The organism is Kitasatospora sp. cg17-2 (genome assembly GCF_054031055.1).
On sequence record NZ_CM132923.1, the window covers coordinates 7,810,570 to 7,824,229 of the forward strand.

The window sequence follows — 13,660 nt, forward strand, 5'->3', positions numbered from 1 at the left end:
CTCCCCTTCAGGAGACCGTCATGGCCCAGCAGCCGCACACGGCCGCCACCCCCGCCGCCAACACCGCCTTCCGCTCCGCGCTCGACGTGGTCCGCGAGGTCGAACCGAGGATCGCCGCCGCCATCGGCCGGGAGATCGACGACCAGCGCGCCTCGCTCAAGCTCATCGCCAGCGAGAACTACGCCTCCCCGGCCGTCCTGCTCACCATGGGCAACTGGCTCAGCGACAAGTACGCCGAGGGCACCCCCGGCCGCCGCTTCTACGCCGGCTGCCGCAACGTGGACACCGTCGAGACCGTCGCCGCCGAGCACGCCCGCGCCCTCTTCGGCGCCGACCACGCCTACGTCCAGCCGCACTCCGGCATCGACGCCAACCTGACCGCCTTCTGGGCCGTCCTCTCCCAGCGGGTCGAGAGCCCCGCCCTCGAGCGCGCCAAGGTCCGCAACGTCAACGACCTCACCGAGGCGGACTGGGCCGAACTGCGCCGGGAGCTCGGCAACCAGCGCATGCTCGGCATGTCCCTGGACACCGGCGGCCACCTCACCCACGGCTTCCGCCCCAACATCTCCGGCAAGATGTTCGACCAGCGCAGCTACGGCACCGACCCGGCCACCGGCCTCATCGACTACGACGCGCTGCGCGCCACCGCCCTGGAGTTCCGCCCGCTGATCCTGGTGGCCGGCTACTCCGCGTACCCGCGCCGGGTCGACTTCCGCCGGATGCGCGAGATCGCCGACGAGGTCGGCGCCACCCTGATGGTCGACATGGCCCACTTCGCGGGCCTGGTCGCCGGCAAGGTCTTCACCGGCGACGAGGACCCTGTGGCCCACGCCCACATCGTCACCACCACCACCCACAAGTCGCTGCGCGGCCCGCGCGGCGGCATGGTGCTCTGCGTCGAGGAGCTCGCCGAGCACGTCGACCGGGGCTGCCCGCTGGTGCTCGGCGGCCCGCTCTCGCACGTCATGGCCGCCAAGGCGGTCGCCTTCGCCGAGGCCCGGCGCCCCGAGTTCCGGGACTACGCCCAGCGGGTCGTCGACAACGCCCAGGCGCTCGCCGAGGGCCTGCTGCGCCGCGGCGGCACCCTGGTCACCGGCGGCACCGACAACCACCTCGTGCTCGTCGACGTCTCCGGCCACGGCCTCACCGGCCGCCAGGCCGAGGCCGCGCTGCTGGACGCCGGCATCGTCACCAACCGCAACTCCGTCCCGGGTGACCCGAACGGCGCCTGGTACACCTCGGGTGTGCGGATCGGCACCCCGGCGCTCACCACCCGGGGCCTCGGCACCGCCGAGATGGACGAGATCGCCGGCCTGATCGACACCGTGCTGCGCGCCGCCACCCCGGCCACCACCGCCGCCGGCACGCCGTCCAAGGCCCAGTACACGCTGGACCCGGCGGTCGCCGAGGGCGTCGCCGGGCGCGCCGCCGACCTGCTCGCCGGCTTCCCGCTCTACCCGGGTGTCGACCTGGTCTGACCCGACCGAGGAGTCGGCCGAGGAAGCCGACCGAGCAAGCCGACCGGGCCCGTCCGGCCGGGGCCACCGCCCCCGCCGGACGGGCCCGGTGCTCCCTCCGCCGCCGGGAGCCGTGCTGATGACAACCGGGCGGCCGGGCTGCACTATGGACGCACCGTTCCCGTGCCGGGTACGGGTCCCGGTCAACTCCGCGCACAAATTGCCGGGGGCCGAAATTCTTTGCTCCGAGCCCGCGCAACTCCGCTCCGTGGCGAGTAGATTGCAGCGAACTCGGGCGCCCCGGACTACCGTCGGTGTCAGACCGGGTCGCGCCCGTCTGCCCGGACCGCCCACGGGGCCCGGCCGCGGACGCGGACTGCCGGGACCGTCGAAGGGCCGCAGCGGCCGCCCCGAGTCCGGAGATCGTGCCCAATGGTCGTTCGTACCGTGTTAGGAGCCGCCTCGTGACCGACGCCGCACTCAGTGCCGACCAGCAGCGACCTGCTGAACCGGGGGTGCTCGACGACGTCCCCGGGTGGTTCTGGGACCAGGACCGTCATCTCTTCGACTGGTTCCTCGGCCGGCAGGAGAAGGCCGGCCGCTCCGGGGACCTCATGGAGATGGGCGCCTATCTGGGTCGCAGCGCGATCGTCATCGGCTCGCACCTCCAACCGGGCGAGTCCTTCACGGTCTGCGACCTGTTCGACTCCGACGCCCCGGACGACGAGAACGCCGCCGAGATGGACATGTCCTACCGCAGGACGCTGACCCGCACCGCCTTCGAGACCAACTACCTGGCCTTCAACGAGCGGCTGCCGGAGATCGTCCAGGCCCCGACCTCGACGCTGGCCGGCGGCCGGGTCGCGCCCGGTGCCTTCCGCTTCATCCACATCGACGCCTCGCACCTCTACGAGCACGTCGCCGAGGACATCCAGGTGGCCCGGACGGCACTCGCCTCCGACGGTGTCGTGGTCCTGGACGACTACCGCTCCGCCCACACCCCCGGCGTCGCCGCCGCCACCTGGGAGGCCGTGTTCAACCACGGACTGCGGCCGATCGTGCTGACCGACAGCAAGTTCTACGGCACCTGGGGCGACCCGGAGCCCGCCCAGCTCGACCTGCTGGCCCGCCGGGGCACCCTGCCGCACTGCGACCTCGCCAGCGAGGCGGTCGGCGGGCACCGTCTGGTCCGGATCAGCGGCAGCGACGCGGGCGCCGAGCCGTTCCGGGTCTCCCGCCACCACGCCCGGCTGGCGGCCGAGGCCGATGACCGCGCCGCCGAGGACGCCTTCCGCGCCGCCGAGCGCGACCGCGAATCGGCCGACCGCGACCTCGCCGACCGCCGCGCCCGCGCCGCCGAGCGCCGCCGCCCCGCCAACGTCGCCAAACGCGCCGTCGGCGACCTCCTGCCCCCGGTCGTCACCTCGGCCATCCGCCGCGCCCGCCGCGGCTGACCGGCGGGGGCTCGGGGACGCCGTCGGGACCCGCGGCGTTCGCGCCGCCGCCCCGCCTACGACGCCGAACGCGCCGTCGGCGACCTCCTGCCCCCGGTCGTCACCTCGGCCATCCGCCGCGCCCGCCGCGGCTGACCAGCGGGGGCTCGGGGACGCCGTCGGGACCCGCGGCGTTCGCGCCGCCGCCCCGCCTGCGACGCCGAACGCGCCGTCGGTGACCTCCGGCCCCCGGTCGTCACCTCCGCCGTGCGCCGGGCCCGCCGCTGCTGAACCGCCGGGGCTCAGGGGGCGTCGTCGGGACCCGGGGCGTCCGTCGCCTCCGGCACGGGCTCGTCCGGCCGCAGCCGGGTGTAGACCGTCCGGGCGATGCCGGCCGGGGGTTCGTGCTCCCAGAACCGCAGCACCGTCCAGCCGTCCTCGGCCAGGTGCCGGGTGGTGTCCCGGTCGCGGGCGACGTTGCGGTCGAGCTTGGTGCGCCACCACTCGGCGTTGGACTTCGGGCTGGTCGCGTGCTCCGGGCAGCCGTGCCAGAAGCAGCCGTCGAGGAAGACCGCGACCTTCGGCCCGGGGAACAGGATGTCCACGGTGCGCCGGGGCAGCCCCGGGACCTTGGCGTTCACCCGGTAGCGCAGGCCCCAGCGGAACAGCAGCCGCCGCACGGCCAGCTCCTGCGCGGTGTCGCGGGACGCCTGGCGGCTCATACGGGCCGCGACGGACGGGGAGGAGGCGGCGGGCGACGACATGCGACCCAGTATTCCGCAGCCCTCCGACAGCCCCCCGGCAGCGCAGGAGGGGCGCCGCCCCGGGGGATCCCGGAGCGGCGCCCCTCCTGACGGTCGGTGCCGGGCTCAGCCGCGCGGGGCTCCGGCGGGCTCCGCGTCGGCGGCCCGTCCGGTCCCGGCGGCGGTCCCGGCGGTCCCGGCGGTTTCGTCGGCGGCACCCGCGTCCCCGGCCAGTTCGAGCTTGACGGCGGCGAGGCTGGGGTTGGCCCAGGCGCTGCGGACGCCCCAGGCGTAGAAGGCGAGCGCGATCAGGGCGACGACCAGCAGGTCCCAGCCCTCGGGGAGGTAGCCCTCGCCGCCGAAGTCGGTGGAGCCGGCCCAGGAGACGCCGGCCATCACGAACAGGTAGGCGACCATCCAGGCGCCGGCCTTGAGGTGCGGCTTCAGCTCGGCGAACGGCTTGCGCAGCTCGTACCAGGCCCAGATCGGCAGACCGGCGGCCATCAGCAGGATCACCTTGCCGGTCAGCGGCCAGCGGGCCCAGTAGAGGACGAGCGAGCCGAAGATCATGGCGATCGGGGCGATCACCGGCATCGCGCGCAGCCGGACCGGCCGGGGCAGCTCGGGGGCCAGGCGGCGCAGCGCCATCACGGCGACCGGTCCGGTGATGTAGGAGATCACGGTGGCCACCGAGACGATCTCGGCGAGCGAGCCCCAGCCGCGGAAGACCGCGAGGAAGCAGAAGGCGACGACCAGGTTGAGCACCAGCGCCGGGCGCGGGATGCCGGTCTTCGGGTCGACCCGGCCGAAGACCTTCGGCAGGTGGCCGTTCTCCTGGACGCCGTGGATCATCCGGGAGGTGGTGGCGGCGTAGATCATGCCGGTGCCGCTGGGGGAGACGAAGGCGTCCGCGTAGAGCAGCAGGGCGAGCCAGTTCAGGCCCCAGGCGATGGCCAGGTCGGCCAGCGGCGAGGTGTAGCCCAGGCCGCCCCAGCCGTTGGCCAGGTCGGCGGTCGGGACGGCGCCGAGGAACGCGATCTGCAGCGCGACGTAGATCACCAGGGCGATCAGGATCGAGCCGATCACGGCCTTGGGCAGCGACTTGCCGGGGTCGCGGGCCTCACCGGCCAGGTTGAGCGGCGACTGGAAGCCGTTGAAGGCCCAGACGATGCCGGAGACGGCCACCGCCGTGAACACCGCGCTCCAGCCGTTCGGCGCGAAGCCGCCGTGGTCGGTGAAGTGCGCGGTGTCGAAGTGCGCCAGCAGCAGGGCGCCCGCGGTGAGGGTGGGGACGACGACCTTGAACACCGTGATCGCCGTGTTGGTCTTGGCGAACAGCGTGATCGCGAACCAGTTCAGCGCGAAGTAGACGAGCAGCAGCACACTGGCCACGGCCACGCCGCTGACGGACAGCTCCTGTCCGTCGAAGAGGCCCTTGGCCCAGCCGAAGTCCCAGGAGCTCATGTACTGCACCGAGGCGGTGGCCTCGCCGGGGATGACCGAGACGATCGCGATCCAGTTGGCCCAGGCGGCCAGGTACCCGGCCAGCGAGCCGTGCGAGTACTGGCCGTAGCGGACCATGCCGCCGGCCTTGGGGAACATCGAGCCGAGCTCGCTGTAGGTGAGCGCGATGGTCAGGGCGACGGCCGCGCCGATCACCCAGGCGACGATCGAGGCCGGTCCGGCCAGCCGGGCGGCCCGCTCGGCGCCGAAGAGCCAGCCGGAGCCGATGATCGATCCGAGTCCGACCGCGGTGAGGCTGATGGTGCCGAGCGAGCGGCGGTAGTGCTGATGGGATGCCGTCGTCGACTCGGGCTCACTCACCGTATCGGTCCTCTGTCTCGTCGTGTCACTTTGTTTTCCGGACAAACGGGAAGAGCCTAAGGGTCGAAATCGGGCGAAACCTCAGCTGGACCTCAGATTCACCGCAAAACACCCGATCGTTGCCATCTCGTGTCCGAACCTCTGACCTTCGGCGGGGGCGCGCGGGGACGACCGGAGGGGAGCGCGCGGGCGCCGGGAAGGGGCCGTCGAGGGCTCCGGGGCAAAAAGAAATTCCCCGTGGGAACTCTTGCGAGTTCCCACGGGGAATCGATGGTGTCCGAGGGGGGACTTGAACCCCCACGCCCGATAAAGGGCACTAGCACCTCAAGCTAGCGCGTCTGCCATTCCGCCACCCGGACGGGGTGTGTGCTTCGGGGGTTTTCTGCTCGCCCCCTCGGCGACAGAGAGAACATTACCAGGGTTTCGGAGTGCTTCTCACCTGCGTTTCCCCGGTCGGGATGGTGGGGGGCGGCGGTACGGATCGCTGCTGTGCGCGAACCGGTGGTTCAAGGACGGTAAACGGTCGAGTTGCGGCGGATGAACGATCGGTACCGATCGGCTCTGGTCCGACACGGGCAAGTTGTCGACGGTGCCACAGCCCCGGGGGTGGCTCTCCTAGCCTCTGTGGACCGAGGGCGCCATGAGCGGAACGCCTGATTCCCGGGGTCGCGGACGAAGGGCGGCTGGACGTGGAGCGGATCAGCGAGGAAGAGACGGTGCCGACGGCGCCGGAGAAACGGGTGACCGCCGCGTCGGCGGTGGCGCGCGGCGGTCCTGTCGAGGGGGTGTGGCGCTTCACCGTGCCCGCCGAGCAGGCCTCGGTCCCGCGCACCCGGCACGCCGTGCGTGACCGGCTGCTGGCCCAGGGCATGGCGGAGATCCGCTACCAGGAGCTGGTGGACGACCTGCTGCTGATCGTCTCGGAGCTGGTCGGCAACGCGGTGACCCACGCCGCCGAGCTGTCGCCGGAGGTGACCACCGAGCTGGCGGTGCGGGGCGGCTGGGTGCGGGTCTCGGTCGAGGACGGCGACCCGTACCGGCCGAAGGCCCTGGCGGCCGACACCGGGCGGACCGGCGGGCGCGGGCTGCTGCTGGTCAAGAGCGTCACGCTGCAGGCCGGCGGGGTGTGCGACGTGGAGCAGGCGGGGCAGGGCGGCAAGGTCATCTGGGCCTCGCTGCCGCTCCCGCGCGAGGCGCCCTAGGCGAGGTCGCCCCGGAGGGGGCCGGGCCGGGAGGCGGGGCCGCTCGCGGCGGCCCCGCCCGGGCTGGTCTACCAGTCCTTGCCGGCGATCTCGCGGATCCCCGGCAGGGCGGCCTCGAAGACGGTCCGGAACCACACCGAGAACGGCCGCTCCGCCTCCAGCTCCCGCAGCTCCTCGGCGGTCACGAAGGCGTAGTCGTCCACCTCGTCCGGGTTCGGCCGCACCGGCGCGGTGACCAGGCCCACGAACAGGTGGTTCCACTCCCGCTCGATCAGGCCGGTGGCCTCGTCCGGCAGGTCGTAGCGGACCGTGCCCGCCTCGCAGAGCAGCGCCGGGGCGACCCCCAGCTCCTCGGCGGTGCGCCGGGCGGCGGCCACGAACGGCGGCTCGCCGGGGTACGGGTGGCCGCAGCAGGTGTTCGACCAGACCCCGGGGGAGTGGTACTTGCCCAGCGCCCGGCGCTGGAGCAGCATCCGGCCCTGACGGTCGAAGAGGAAGACCGAGAACGCCCGGTGCAGCCGCCCGGGCTGCTGGTGCGCCCAGTGCTTCTCCGCGGTGCCGATGGTCACGCCCTCGTCGTCGACCAGCTCCAGCAGGATCTCCTCCGGAGTGCCGGCGGCGGCCGCGGCGGCCTCGACGTCCGTCTCGACGTCGAGGCCGGTGTCGAGACCGGTGTCCAGCCCGGCGGGGGCGGTCGGATCGGTCGGCAGACTCTGGGGCATGAGGCCTCTTTCGGCAGCTTCGGGAGCACGGTGAGCAACCACGGCACGCACCGGTGGCGGCGCGCCCCAGTCTGCCGTACGGGTGGCACGGGCGAGGGGCCCGACGCACAACCCGGCGGCCGAGGGGCTCCCGGCGGCCCGGGACGGGTGTCGGATTAGCAGAACCGTTCGGAATGTGTTCGATGTGTGTTCGAGTGTCCGGCCGCGTTCTGGCAGGTAGTCGTGGTCGCCTACCATCACATAGGACACCGCGGCCGCATCTCGGCCCCGGCGCGCCACCGCCGGTGACCCGGAAGACTCCCGGAGCCGGGCGCGGCCGCGCTCAGCACGACGGATCAGGAGACCCGCATGATCGGCCTCGTTCTGGCAGCCGGCGCCGGCCGCCGGCTGCGCCCTTACACCGACACCCTGCCCAAGGCGCTGGTGCCGGTCGACGGGGAGCGGACCGTCCTGGACCTCACCCTCGGCAACTTCGCCGAGGTCGGCCTGCGCGAGGCGGCGATCGTCGTCGGCTACCGCAAGGAGGCGGTCGAGGAGCGCAAGGAGGCGCTGGAGCGGAAGTACGGCGTCAAGCTCACCCTGGTCGAGAACGACAAGGCCGAGGAGTGGAACAACGCCTACTCGCTCTGGTGCGCCCGTGAGCTCTTCACCGAGGGCCTGCTGCTCGCCAACGGCGACACCGTGCACCCGGTCTCGGTCCAGCGCACCATGCTGGAGGGCAACGCCCGGCTGACCGCCGAGGGCCGCGCGCCCGGCATCCTGCTCGCCCTCGACACGGTGAAGAAGCTCGCCGACGAGGAGATGAAGGTGATCGTCGACCCGGTCACCGGCATGCGCCGCATCACCAAGCTGATGGACCCGGCGGAGGCCACCGGCGAGTACATCGGCGTCACCGTGATCAACCCGGCCGCCGCCGCCGACCTCGCCGACGCGCTGCGCGCCACCTACGAGCGCGACCCGCAGCTGTACTACGAGGACGGCTACCAGGAGATGGTGAACCGGGGCCTGCGGATCGACGTCCAGCCGATCGGCGAGGTCTCCTGGGTCGAGGTCGACAACCACGACGACCTGGCGAAGGCGCGGGAGATCGCGTGCCAGTACTGACCCGGCTGGTGCCGTCGCCGCTCTTCGTCGAGATCCGCCCGGGCGCGCTGGACGCGCTCGGCGGCATCCTCGCCGACCAGCGGCTGTCCGCCTCGGGCCGGATCGCGGTGGCGATCAGCAACGGCTCGGGTTCGGTGCTGCGGGCCCGGCTGGAGCCGGCCCTGCCCGGTGCCGACTGGTACAGCGTGGCGGACGGCAGCCTCGACAGCGCGGTGCTGCTCGCGGACGAGATCCGCGGCGGCGTGCGCGGCGGCCACTACGACACCATCGTCGCCCTGGGCGGCGGCAAGATCATCGACGCGGCCAAGTACGCCGCCGCGCGGCTCGGCCTGCCGCTGGTCTCGGTCCCGACCAACCTGGCCCACGACGGCATCTGCTCGCCGGTCTCCACCCTCGACAACGACGCCGGGCGCGGCTCCTACGGGGTGCCGAGCCCGATCGGCATCGTGATCGACCTGGACGTGATCCAGGGTGCCCCGCCGCGCTTCGTCGCGGCCGGCATCGGCGACATCGTCTCCAACATCTCGGCCTGCGCCGACTGGGAGCTGTCGCACGCCGAGACCGGTGAACCGGTGGACGGACTGGCCGTCGCGATGGCCCGTTCGGCGGGCGAGAACCTGCTGCGGCACCCAGGAAACCTTCAGGATCAGGGCTTCCTCACCGCCCTCGCCGAGGCACTGGTACTGTCCGGCATCGCGATGAACATCGCTGGCAGCACCCGGCCCTCGTCGGGCGCCTGCCACGAGATCTCGCATGCCCTGGACGTGCTGTATCCCAAGCGGTCCGCCCAGCACGGCGAACAGGTCGGCCTCGGCGCCGCCTTCGCCAGCTTCCTGCGGGGCGAGCGCGAGCTGACCGGTCTGATCGTGGAGCGCCTGGCGCACCACGGCCTGCCGGTGACCGCCGCTCAGATCGGCTTCACCGAGGCGGAGTTCACCGAGGCGGTGCACTACGCTCCGAATACCCGGCCGGGCCGTTTCACCATCCTCGAACACCTCGACCTCTCCCCTTCCGCAATCAGGGACGCGTACGCCGACTATGTCCAAGCCGTCAACAGCTGACCGTTCCGCCGCCGGGTCCACGCCTCCGGTCGACCTGACCCGCCGCCCCTCGATCGAGGAGCTGCGCGCGGTCATCCACCCGGAGGGCATGCTCCAGCGCCGCAGTGCCGAGCACTGGGCCGGCCGCCTCTACATGCGGCGGATCTCGCTGCGGATCACCCGGGTGCTCTCCACGGTCACGGCGATCACGCCCAACGGCCTGACCTATCTGATGATGCTCACCGGCATCCTGGCCGGCGTCGCGCTGATCGTCCCCGGGATCGCCGGCGCGGTGCTGGCGGCCCTGCTGATCCAGCTCTACCTGCTGCTGGACTGCGTGGACGGCGAGGTCGCCCGCTGGCGCCGGCAGACCTCGCTCACCGGCGTCTACCTGGACCGGGTCGGCCACTACATGTCCGAGGCGGCCCTGCTGACCGGCCTCGGCCTGCGCGCCACCGACCTGCTGCACCGCGAGGGCAGCGCCGCGCAGTGGGAGTGGGCCTTCCTCGGCACCCTGGCCGCGCTCGGCGCGATCCTGATCAAGTCGGAGACCGACCTGGTCGACGTGGCCCGCGCCCGCAGCGGTCTGACGGCGGTCGAGGACAGCGCCTCGGTGCCGCGCTCGGCCGGTGTCGCCAAGGCCCGCCGGGCGGCCTCGGTGCTCAAGTTCCACCGGCTGGTCGGCGCGGTCGAGGCCTCGCTGTTCATCCTCGCCGCCGGTGTCGCCGACCTGGTGCACGGCGGCCTCTTCTTCACCCGGATCGCGGTGGTCGTCCTGGCCGCGATCGCGATGCTGCAGACCGTGCTGCACCTGCTGAGCATCGTCCTGTCGAGCAGGCTCCGGTGAGCGACGTGACGGCGACGGGTACGACGGGGACGGGTACGACAGGGACAGGGACGGGCATGACGGAGAGGGCCACCGCCGCCACCGGTGCCGACGCCTTCCGGCTCGGCGCGGTGATCATCACCATGGGCAACCGCCCGGACGAGCTGACCGCCCTGATCGAGTCGGTCCGCGCCCAGCAGGGCCCGGCCGTCGAACTGGCCGTGGTCGCCAACGGCGCCCCGCTGCCGCCGCTCCCGTCCGGCGTGCGCTCCGTCGAGCTGCCGGAGAACCTCGGCATCCCGGGCGGCCGCAACGTCGGCATCGAGCTGTTCGGCCGCGACGGCCGGGACGTCGACGCGGTGCTGTTCCTGGACGACGACGGCCGGCTGCCCGGCACCGACTCGGCCCGGCTGCTGCGCGAGGCCTTCACGGCCGACCCCGAGCTCGGCATCGTGAGCTTCCGGATCGCCGACCCGGAGACCGGCGTCACCCAGCGCCGGCACGTGCCCCGGCTGCGCGCCAGTGACCCGCTGCGCTCCTCCCGGGTGACCACCTTCCTCGGCGGGGCGAGCGCGGTGCGCTGCGCGGTGTTCGAGAACGCCGGCCAGCTGCCCGGCGAGTTCTTCTACGCCCACGAGGAGACCGATCTCGCCTGGCGCGCGCTGGACGCGGGCTGGGCCATCGACTACCGGGCCGACGTGGTGCTGCACCACCCCACCACCTCGCCCGCCCGGCACGCCTCGTACTTCCACAACGTGGCCCGGAACAGAGTCTGGCTCGCCCGACGGAACCTTCCGGCCCTCCTTGTACCTCTATACCTGGGAACCTGGTTCCTGCTCACGCTGGCCCGCCGACCCTCCCCCGAGGCGTTCAAGGCCTGGTGGGGCGGGTTCCGGGCGGGCTGGCGCGAACCCTGCGGTACGCGGCGGCCCATGCGATGGCGTACCGTTTGGCGACTGACCAGGCTGGGCCGACCGCCGGTCATCTGATCCGTCCGGCGACCGTCCGGTGACTTGCGGTGACCGGACGGCAGGTCGGTCGTCGGGCCGGTGACCACACACCGGCCGCACTCCCCCCGAGATCCGAGTGGATCCCCATCGGCGCAAGGCCGGCGGACCCCCGTCGACCGGCCCGCCCCGACGATCCCGCGTGAAGGATGAATGTGTCGACAGTGAGTGAACCCGTCAGCCTCTCAGCCCCGAGGGGGGCGGACGCGGGCCTGACCTCCAAGCAGCTTGCCGACAAGTACGGCCTGACGGTGAGCGGCAGAAGGCCCGGCCTGGTCGCCTACTCCAAGCAGCTCTGGGCCCGGCGTCACTTCATCTGGGCCTTCGCCACCGCCCGCCTGGTGGCCCAGTACACCGACGCCAAGCTCGGTCAGCTCTGGCAGGTCGTGACCCCGCTGCTGAACTGCGCGGTGTTCTACCTGGTCTTCGGTGTGATCCTGAAGAGCAAGGACAACTTCCCCGAGGGGACGTACACCGCCTGGCTCTGCATCGGTGTCTTCGTCTTCCAGTTCACGCAGAACGCGGTGCAGTCGGGCACCCGGGCGATCGCGGACAACCTCGGCCTGATCCGGGCGCTGCACTTCCCCCGTGCCTCGCTGCCGATCGCCTTCACCGTGATCCAGCTCCAGCAGCTGATGATCTCGATGGTCGTGCTGGTCGGCGTCGTGCTGGCGAGCGGCATCGAGATGGGTCGCACCTGGGTCCTCGTGCTCCCGGCCCTGCTCCTGCAGTCGGCGTTCAACACCGGTGTGGCCCTGATGATGGCCCGGATCGGTTCCAAGACCAGCGACATCTCCCAGCTGATCCCGTTCGCGATGCGGGCCTGGATGTTCCTGTCCGGCGTCATGTTCAGCATCCAGGACAAGATCAGCACCTGGCCGGAGTTCTGGCAGAAGGTGATGCAGCTCAACCCGGCCTCGGTCTACATGGACCTGGTCCGGCACGCCTTCGCCCCGGTCATCTACAACAAGCACCTTCCGGCGCACCAGGACTTCCCGCCGCACCAGTGGAAGTACGCGATCGCCTGGGCAGTCGGTATGTTCGTCGTCGGATACGTCTTCTTCTGGAAGGCTGAGGAGGAGTACGGCCGTGGCTGACACCGACGTTCGAGGGGCCGACCTGCGCAAGGACCTGGAGGACGCGCTTCCTCCCCGCCGCAAGGTGTTCGACGCCGACGTGGCTCGCGACCCCACGGTCGTGGTCGACGACGTGCACATCGTCTACCGGGTGCACGGGGCCGGCTCCGGCAAGGGCAGCGCCACCTCCGCGCTGAGCCGGATCATCAGCCGCAAGCGGGCGTCCGGCGTCCGCGAGGTGCACGCGGTGAAGGGCGTCAGCTTCACCGCGTACAAGGGTGAGGCGATCGGTCTGATCGGCTCCAACGGCTCCGGCAAGTCCACCATGCTGGCGGCCATCGCCGGTCTGCTGCCGACCGAGAAGGGCGGCATCTACACCAACGGCCAGCCCTCGCTGCTCGGTGTCAACGCCGCGCTGATGAACGAGCTGACCGGTGAGCGCAACGTCGTCCTCGGCTGCCTCGCCATGGGCATGTCGCCGGCCGAGGTGCGCAGCCGCTACCAGGAGATCGTCGAGTTCTCGGGCATCAACGAGAAGGGCGACTTCATCTCGCTGCCGATGCGCACCTACTCCTCCGGCATGGGCGCCCGGCTGCGGTTCGCGATCGCCGCCGCGAAGACCCACGACGTGCTGCTCATCGACGAGGCGCTGGCCACCGGTGACCAGGCCTTCCAGGCCCGCAGCAAGAAGCGGATCGAGGAGCTGCGCGCGGAGGCCGGTACGGTCTTCCTGGTCAGCCACGACAACGCGTCGATCCGCGAGACCTGCGAGCGGACCATCTGGATCGAGGCCGGCGAGCTGATCATGGACGGTGCGACCGAGGACGTCGTCCGCGCCTACGAGCGCGGCGAGCGCCCGTAGGGGCCGTCCGGCACCGCACCCGGCCCGTGTGAAGGGGGCCGGCCCCGGGGGAGACCCGGGGCCGGCCCCCGCCGTTCGTGCGCCCCCGCCCGGCCCCGTCGTGCCCCGGGTGGCCCGCCCCCGCCCGGGTGAGCGCCCCGTGCGCCGGGTGAGGCGCTCTTCTCCCGCGCGGGCGTCGGTGTCAGGCTGTGGGCGCGGGGGTGGTGTGCCGGACGTGACGCCCGTGATCGGACGCGTGTCCGACTCGGGCCGATCACCTGAGCGGTGTAGAACGGGGGAGTGACAGCAGTGTCGGCTTCGGCCCAGCCCAGTAGTGAGTCCCCGCCCGGAGGCGGCCGCCCGGAACCCGGCCCCGGGGGGGCGG

At 72.2% G+C, this 13,660-nt stretch carries 12 protein-coding genes and 1 tRNA gene; 9 read left to right on the top strand and 4 right to left on the bottom strand.

Annotation, left to right across the window (positions count from 1 at the left end):
* Positions 1-20 precede the first annotated feature (20 nt).
* A complete protein-coding gene (locus tag ACW14Y_RS32920) occupies positions 21-1,478 on the top strand; it encodes a glycine hydroxymethyltransferase (RefSeq protein ID WP_380299393.1) in 1,458 nt (485 codons plus the stop codon).
* Positions 1,479-1,921: 443 nt separating this feature from the next.
* The gene (locus ACW14Y_RS32925) at positions 1,922-2,911 is read left to right on the top strand and encodes a class I SAM-dependent methyltransferase (protein ID WP_380299395.1); all 990 of its coding nucleotides are present in this window, start codon (positions 1,922-1,924) and stop codon (positions 2,909-2,911) included.
* A 281-nt stretch (positions 2,912-3,192) separates the two neighbouring features.
* Here the strand turns inward: ACW14Y_RS32925 and ACW14Y_RS32930 are convergent, their stop codons facing one another.
* The 3 genes from ACW14Y_RS32930 to ACW14Y_RS32940 all read right to left on the bottom strand — a co-directional run bounded on the left by ACW14Y_RS32930 (position 3,193) and on the right by ACW14Y_RS32940 (position 5,816).
* Positions 3,193-3,654, bottom strand: a complete 462-nt coding sequence (locus ACW14Y_RS32930) for a very short patch repair endonuclease (RefSeq protein ID WP_456984522.1) — start codon at positions 3,652-3,654, stop codon at positions 3,193-3,195.
* A gap of 105 nt (positions 3,655-3,759) precedes the next feature.
* Positions 3,760-5,457, bottom strand: coding sequence for an APC family permease (locus tag ACW14Y_RS32935; protein WP_456984524.1), 1,698 nt, complete (start codon positions 5,455-5,457; stop codon positions 3,760-3,762).
* A 271-nt stretch (positions 5,458-5,728) separates the two neighbouring features.
* Positions 5,729-5,816, bottom strand: a tRNA-Leu gene (locus ACW14Y_RS32940).
* Positions 5,817-6,215: 399 nt separating this feature from the next.
* On the opposite strand from ACW14Y_RS32940, the gene ACW14Y_RS32945 reads away from it, so the two are divergent.
* A complete protein-coding gene (locus tag ACW14Y_RS32945; RefSeq protein ID WP_380299420.1) occupies positions 6,216-6,659 on the top strand; it encodes an ATP-binding protein in 444 nt (147 codons plus the stop codon).
* Between the two features lie 68 nt (positions 6,660-6,727).
* Here the strand turns inward: ACW14Y_RS32945 and idi are convergent, their stop codons facing one another.
* Complete coding sequence (gene idi / locus ACW14Y_RS32950) at positions 6,728-7,381, bottom strand: isopentenyl-diphosphate Delta-isomerase (RefSeq protein ID WP_456984526.1); 654 nt, start codon at positions 7,379-7,381, stop codon at positions 6,728-6,730.
* A gap of 348 nt (positions 7,382-7,729) precedes the next feature.
* Between idi and ACW14Y_RS32955 the strand changes: the two genes are divergently transcribed.
* From ACW14Y_RS32955 to ACW14Y_RS32980, 6 genes are all read left to right on the top strand, one after another.
* Entirely contained in the window at positions 7,730-8,485 is a 756-nt protein-coding gene (locus tag ACW14Y_RS32955; protein ID WP_380386800.1) for a phosphocholine cytidylyltransferase family protein, read from the top strand.
* Positions 8,473-9,546 (top strand): iron-containing alcohol dehydrogenase family protein, encoded by a 1,074-nt coding sequence (locus ACW14Y_RS32960; RefSeq protein ID WP_380299411.1) that lies wholly within the window; start codon positions 8,473-8,475, stop codon positions 9,544-9,546. The genes ACW14Y_RS32955 and ACW14Y_RS32960 overlap by 13 nt, the downstream gene beginning before the upstream one ends.
* 88 nt (positions 9,547-9,634) lie before the next feature.
* Positions 9,635-10,372 (top strand): CDP-alcohol phosphatidyltransferase family protein, encoded by a 738-nt coding sequence (locus tag ACW14Y_RS32965; RefSeq protein WP_340632584.1) that lies wholly within the window; start codon positions 9,635-9,637, stop codon positions 10,370-10,372.
* Positions 10,373-10,428: 56 nt separating this feature from the next.
* The gene (locus ACW14Y_RS32970; RefSeq protein WP_456984528.1) at positions 10,429-11,340 is read left to right on the top strand and encodes a glycosyltransferase family 2 protein; all 912 of its coding nucleotides are present in this window, start codon (positions 10,429-10,431) and stop codon (positions 11,338-11,340) included.
* A gap of 167 nt (positions 11,341-11,507) precedes the next feature.
* Positions 11,508-12,455 carry an ABC transporter permease gene (locus tag ACW14Y_RS32975; protein ID WP_380299413.1) on the top strand — a complete coding sequence of 316 codons (948 nt, stop codon included), beginning with the start codon at positions 11,508-11,510 and terminating at the stop codon, positions 12,453-12,455.
* Positions 12,456-12,519: 64 nt separating this feature from the next.
* Positions 12,520-13,296: an ABC transporter ATP-binding protein gene (locus tag ACW14Y_RS32980; RefSeq protein WP_380299421.1), complete on the top strand. Its 777-nt coding sequence runs from the start codon at positions 12,520-12,522 to the stop codon at positions 13,294-13,296.
* The last annotated feature ends 364 nt before the right edge of the window (positions 13,297-13,660 follow it).

Excerpts from the sequence above, each read along its gene's own strand:
- ACW14Y_RS32955 (WP_380386800.1), top strand. The coding sequence starts at position 7,730 with ATGATCGGCCTCGTTCTGGCAGCCGGCGCCGGCCGCCGGCTGCGCCCT.
- ACW14Y_RS32975 (WP_380299413.1), top strand. The coding sequence starts at position 11,508 with ATGAATGTGTCGACAGTGAGTGAACCCGTCAGCCTCTCAGCCCCGAGG.
- ACW14Y_RS32965 (WP_340632584.1), top strand. The coding sequence starts at position 9,635 with ATGCTCCAGCGCCGCAGTGCCGAGCACTGGGCCGGCCGCCTCTACATG.
- ACW14Y_RS32920 (WP_380299393.1), top strand. The coding sequence starts at position 21 with ATGGCCCAGCAGCCGCACACGGCCGCCACCCCCGCCGCCAACACCGCC.
- ACW14Y_RS32930 (WP_456984522.1), bottom strand. The coding sequence starts at position 3,654 with ATGTCGTCGCCCGCCGCCTCCTCCCCGTCCGTCGCGGCCCGTATGAGC.
- idi (WP_456984526.1), bottom strand. The coding sequence starts at position 7,381 with ATGCCCCAGAGTCTGCCGACCGATCCGACCGCCCCCGCCGGGCTGGAC.
- ACW14Y_RS32970 (WP_456984528.1), top strand. The coding sequence starts at position 10,429 with ATGACGGAGAGGGCCACCGCCGCCACCGGTGCCGACGCCTTCCGGCTC.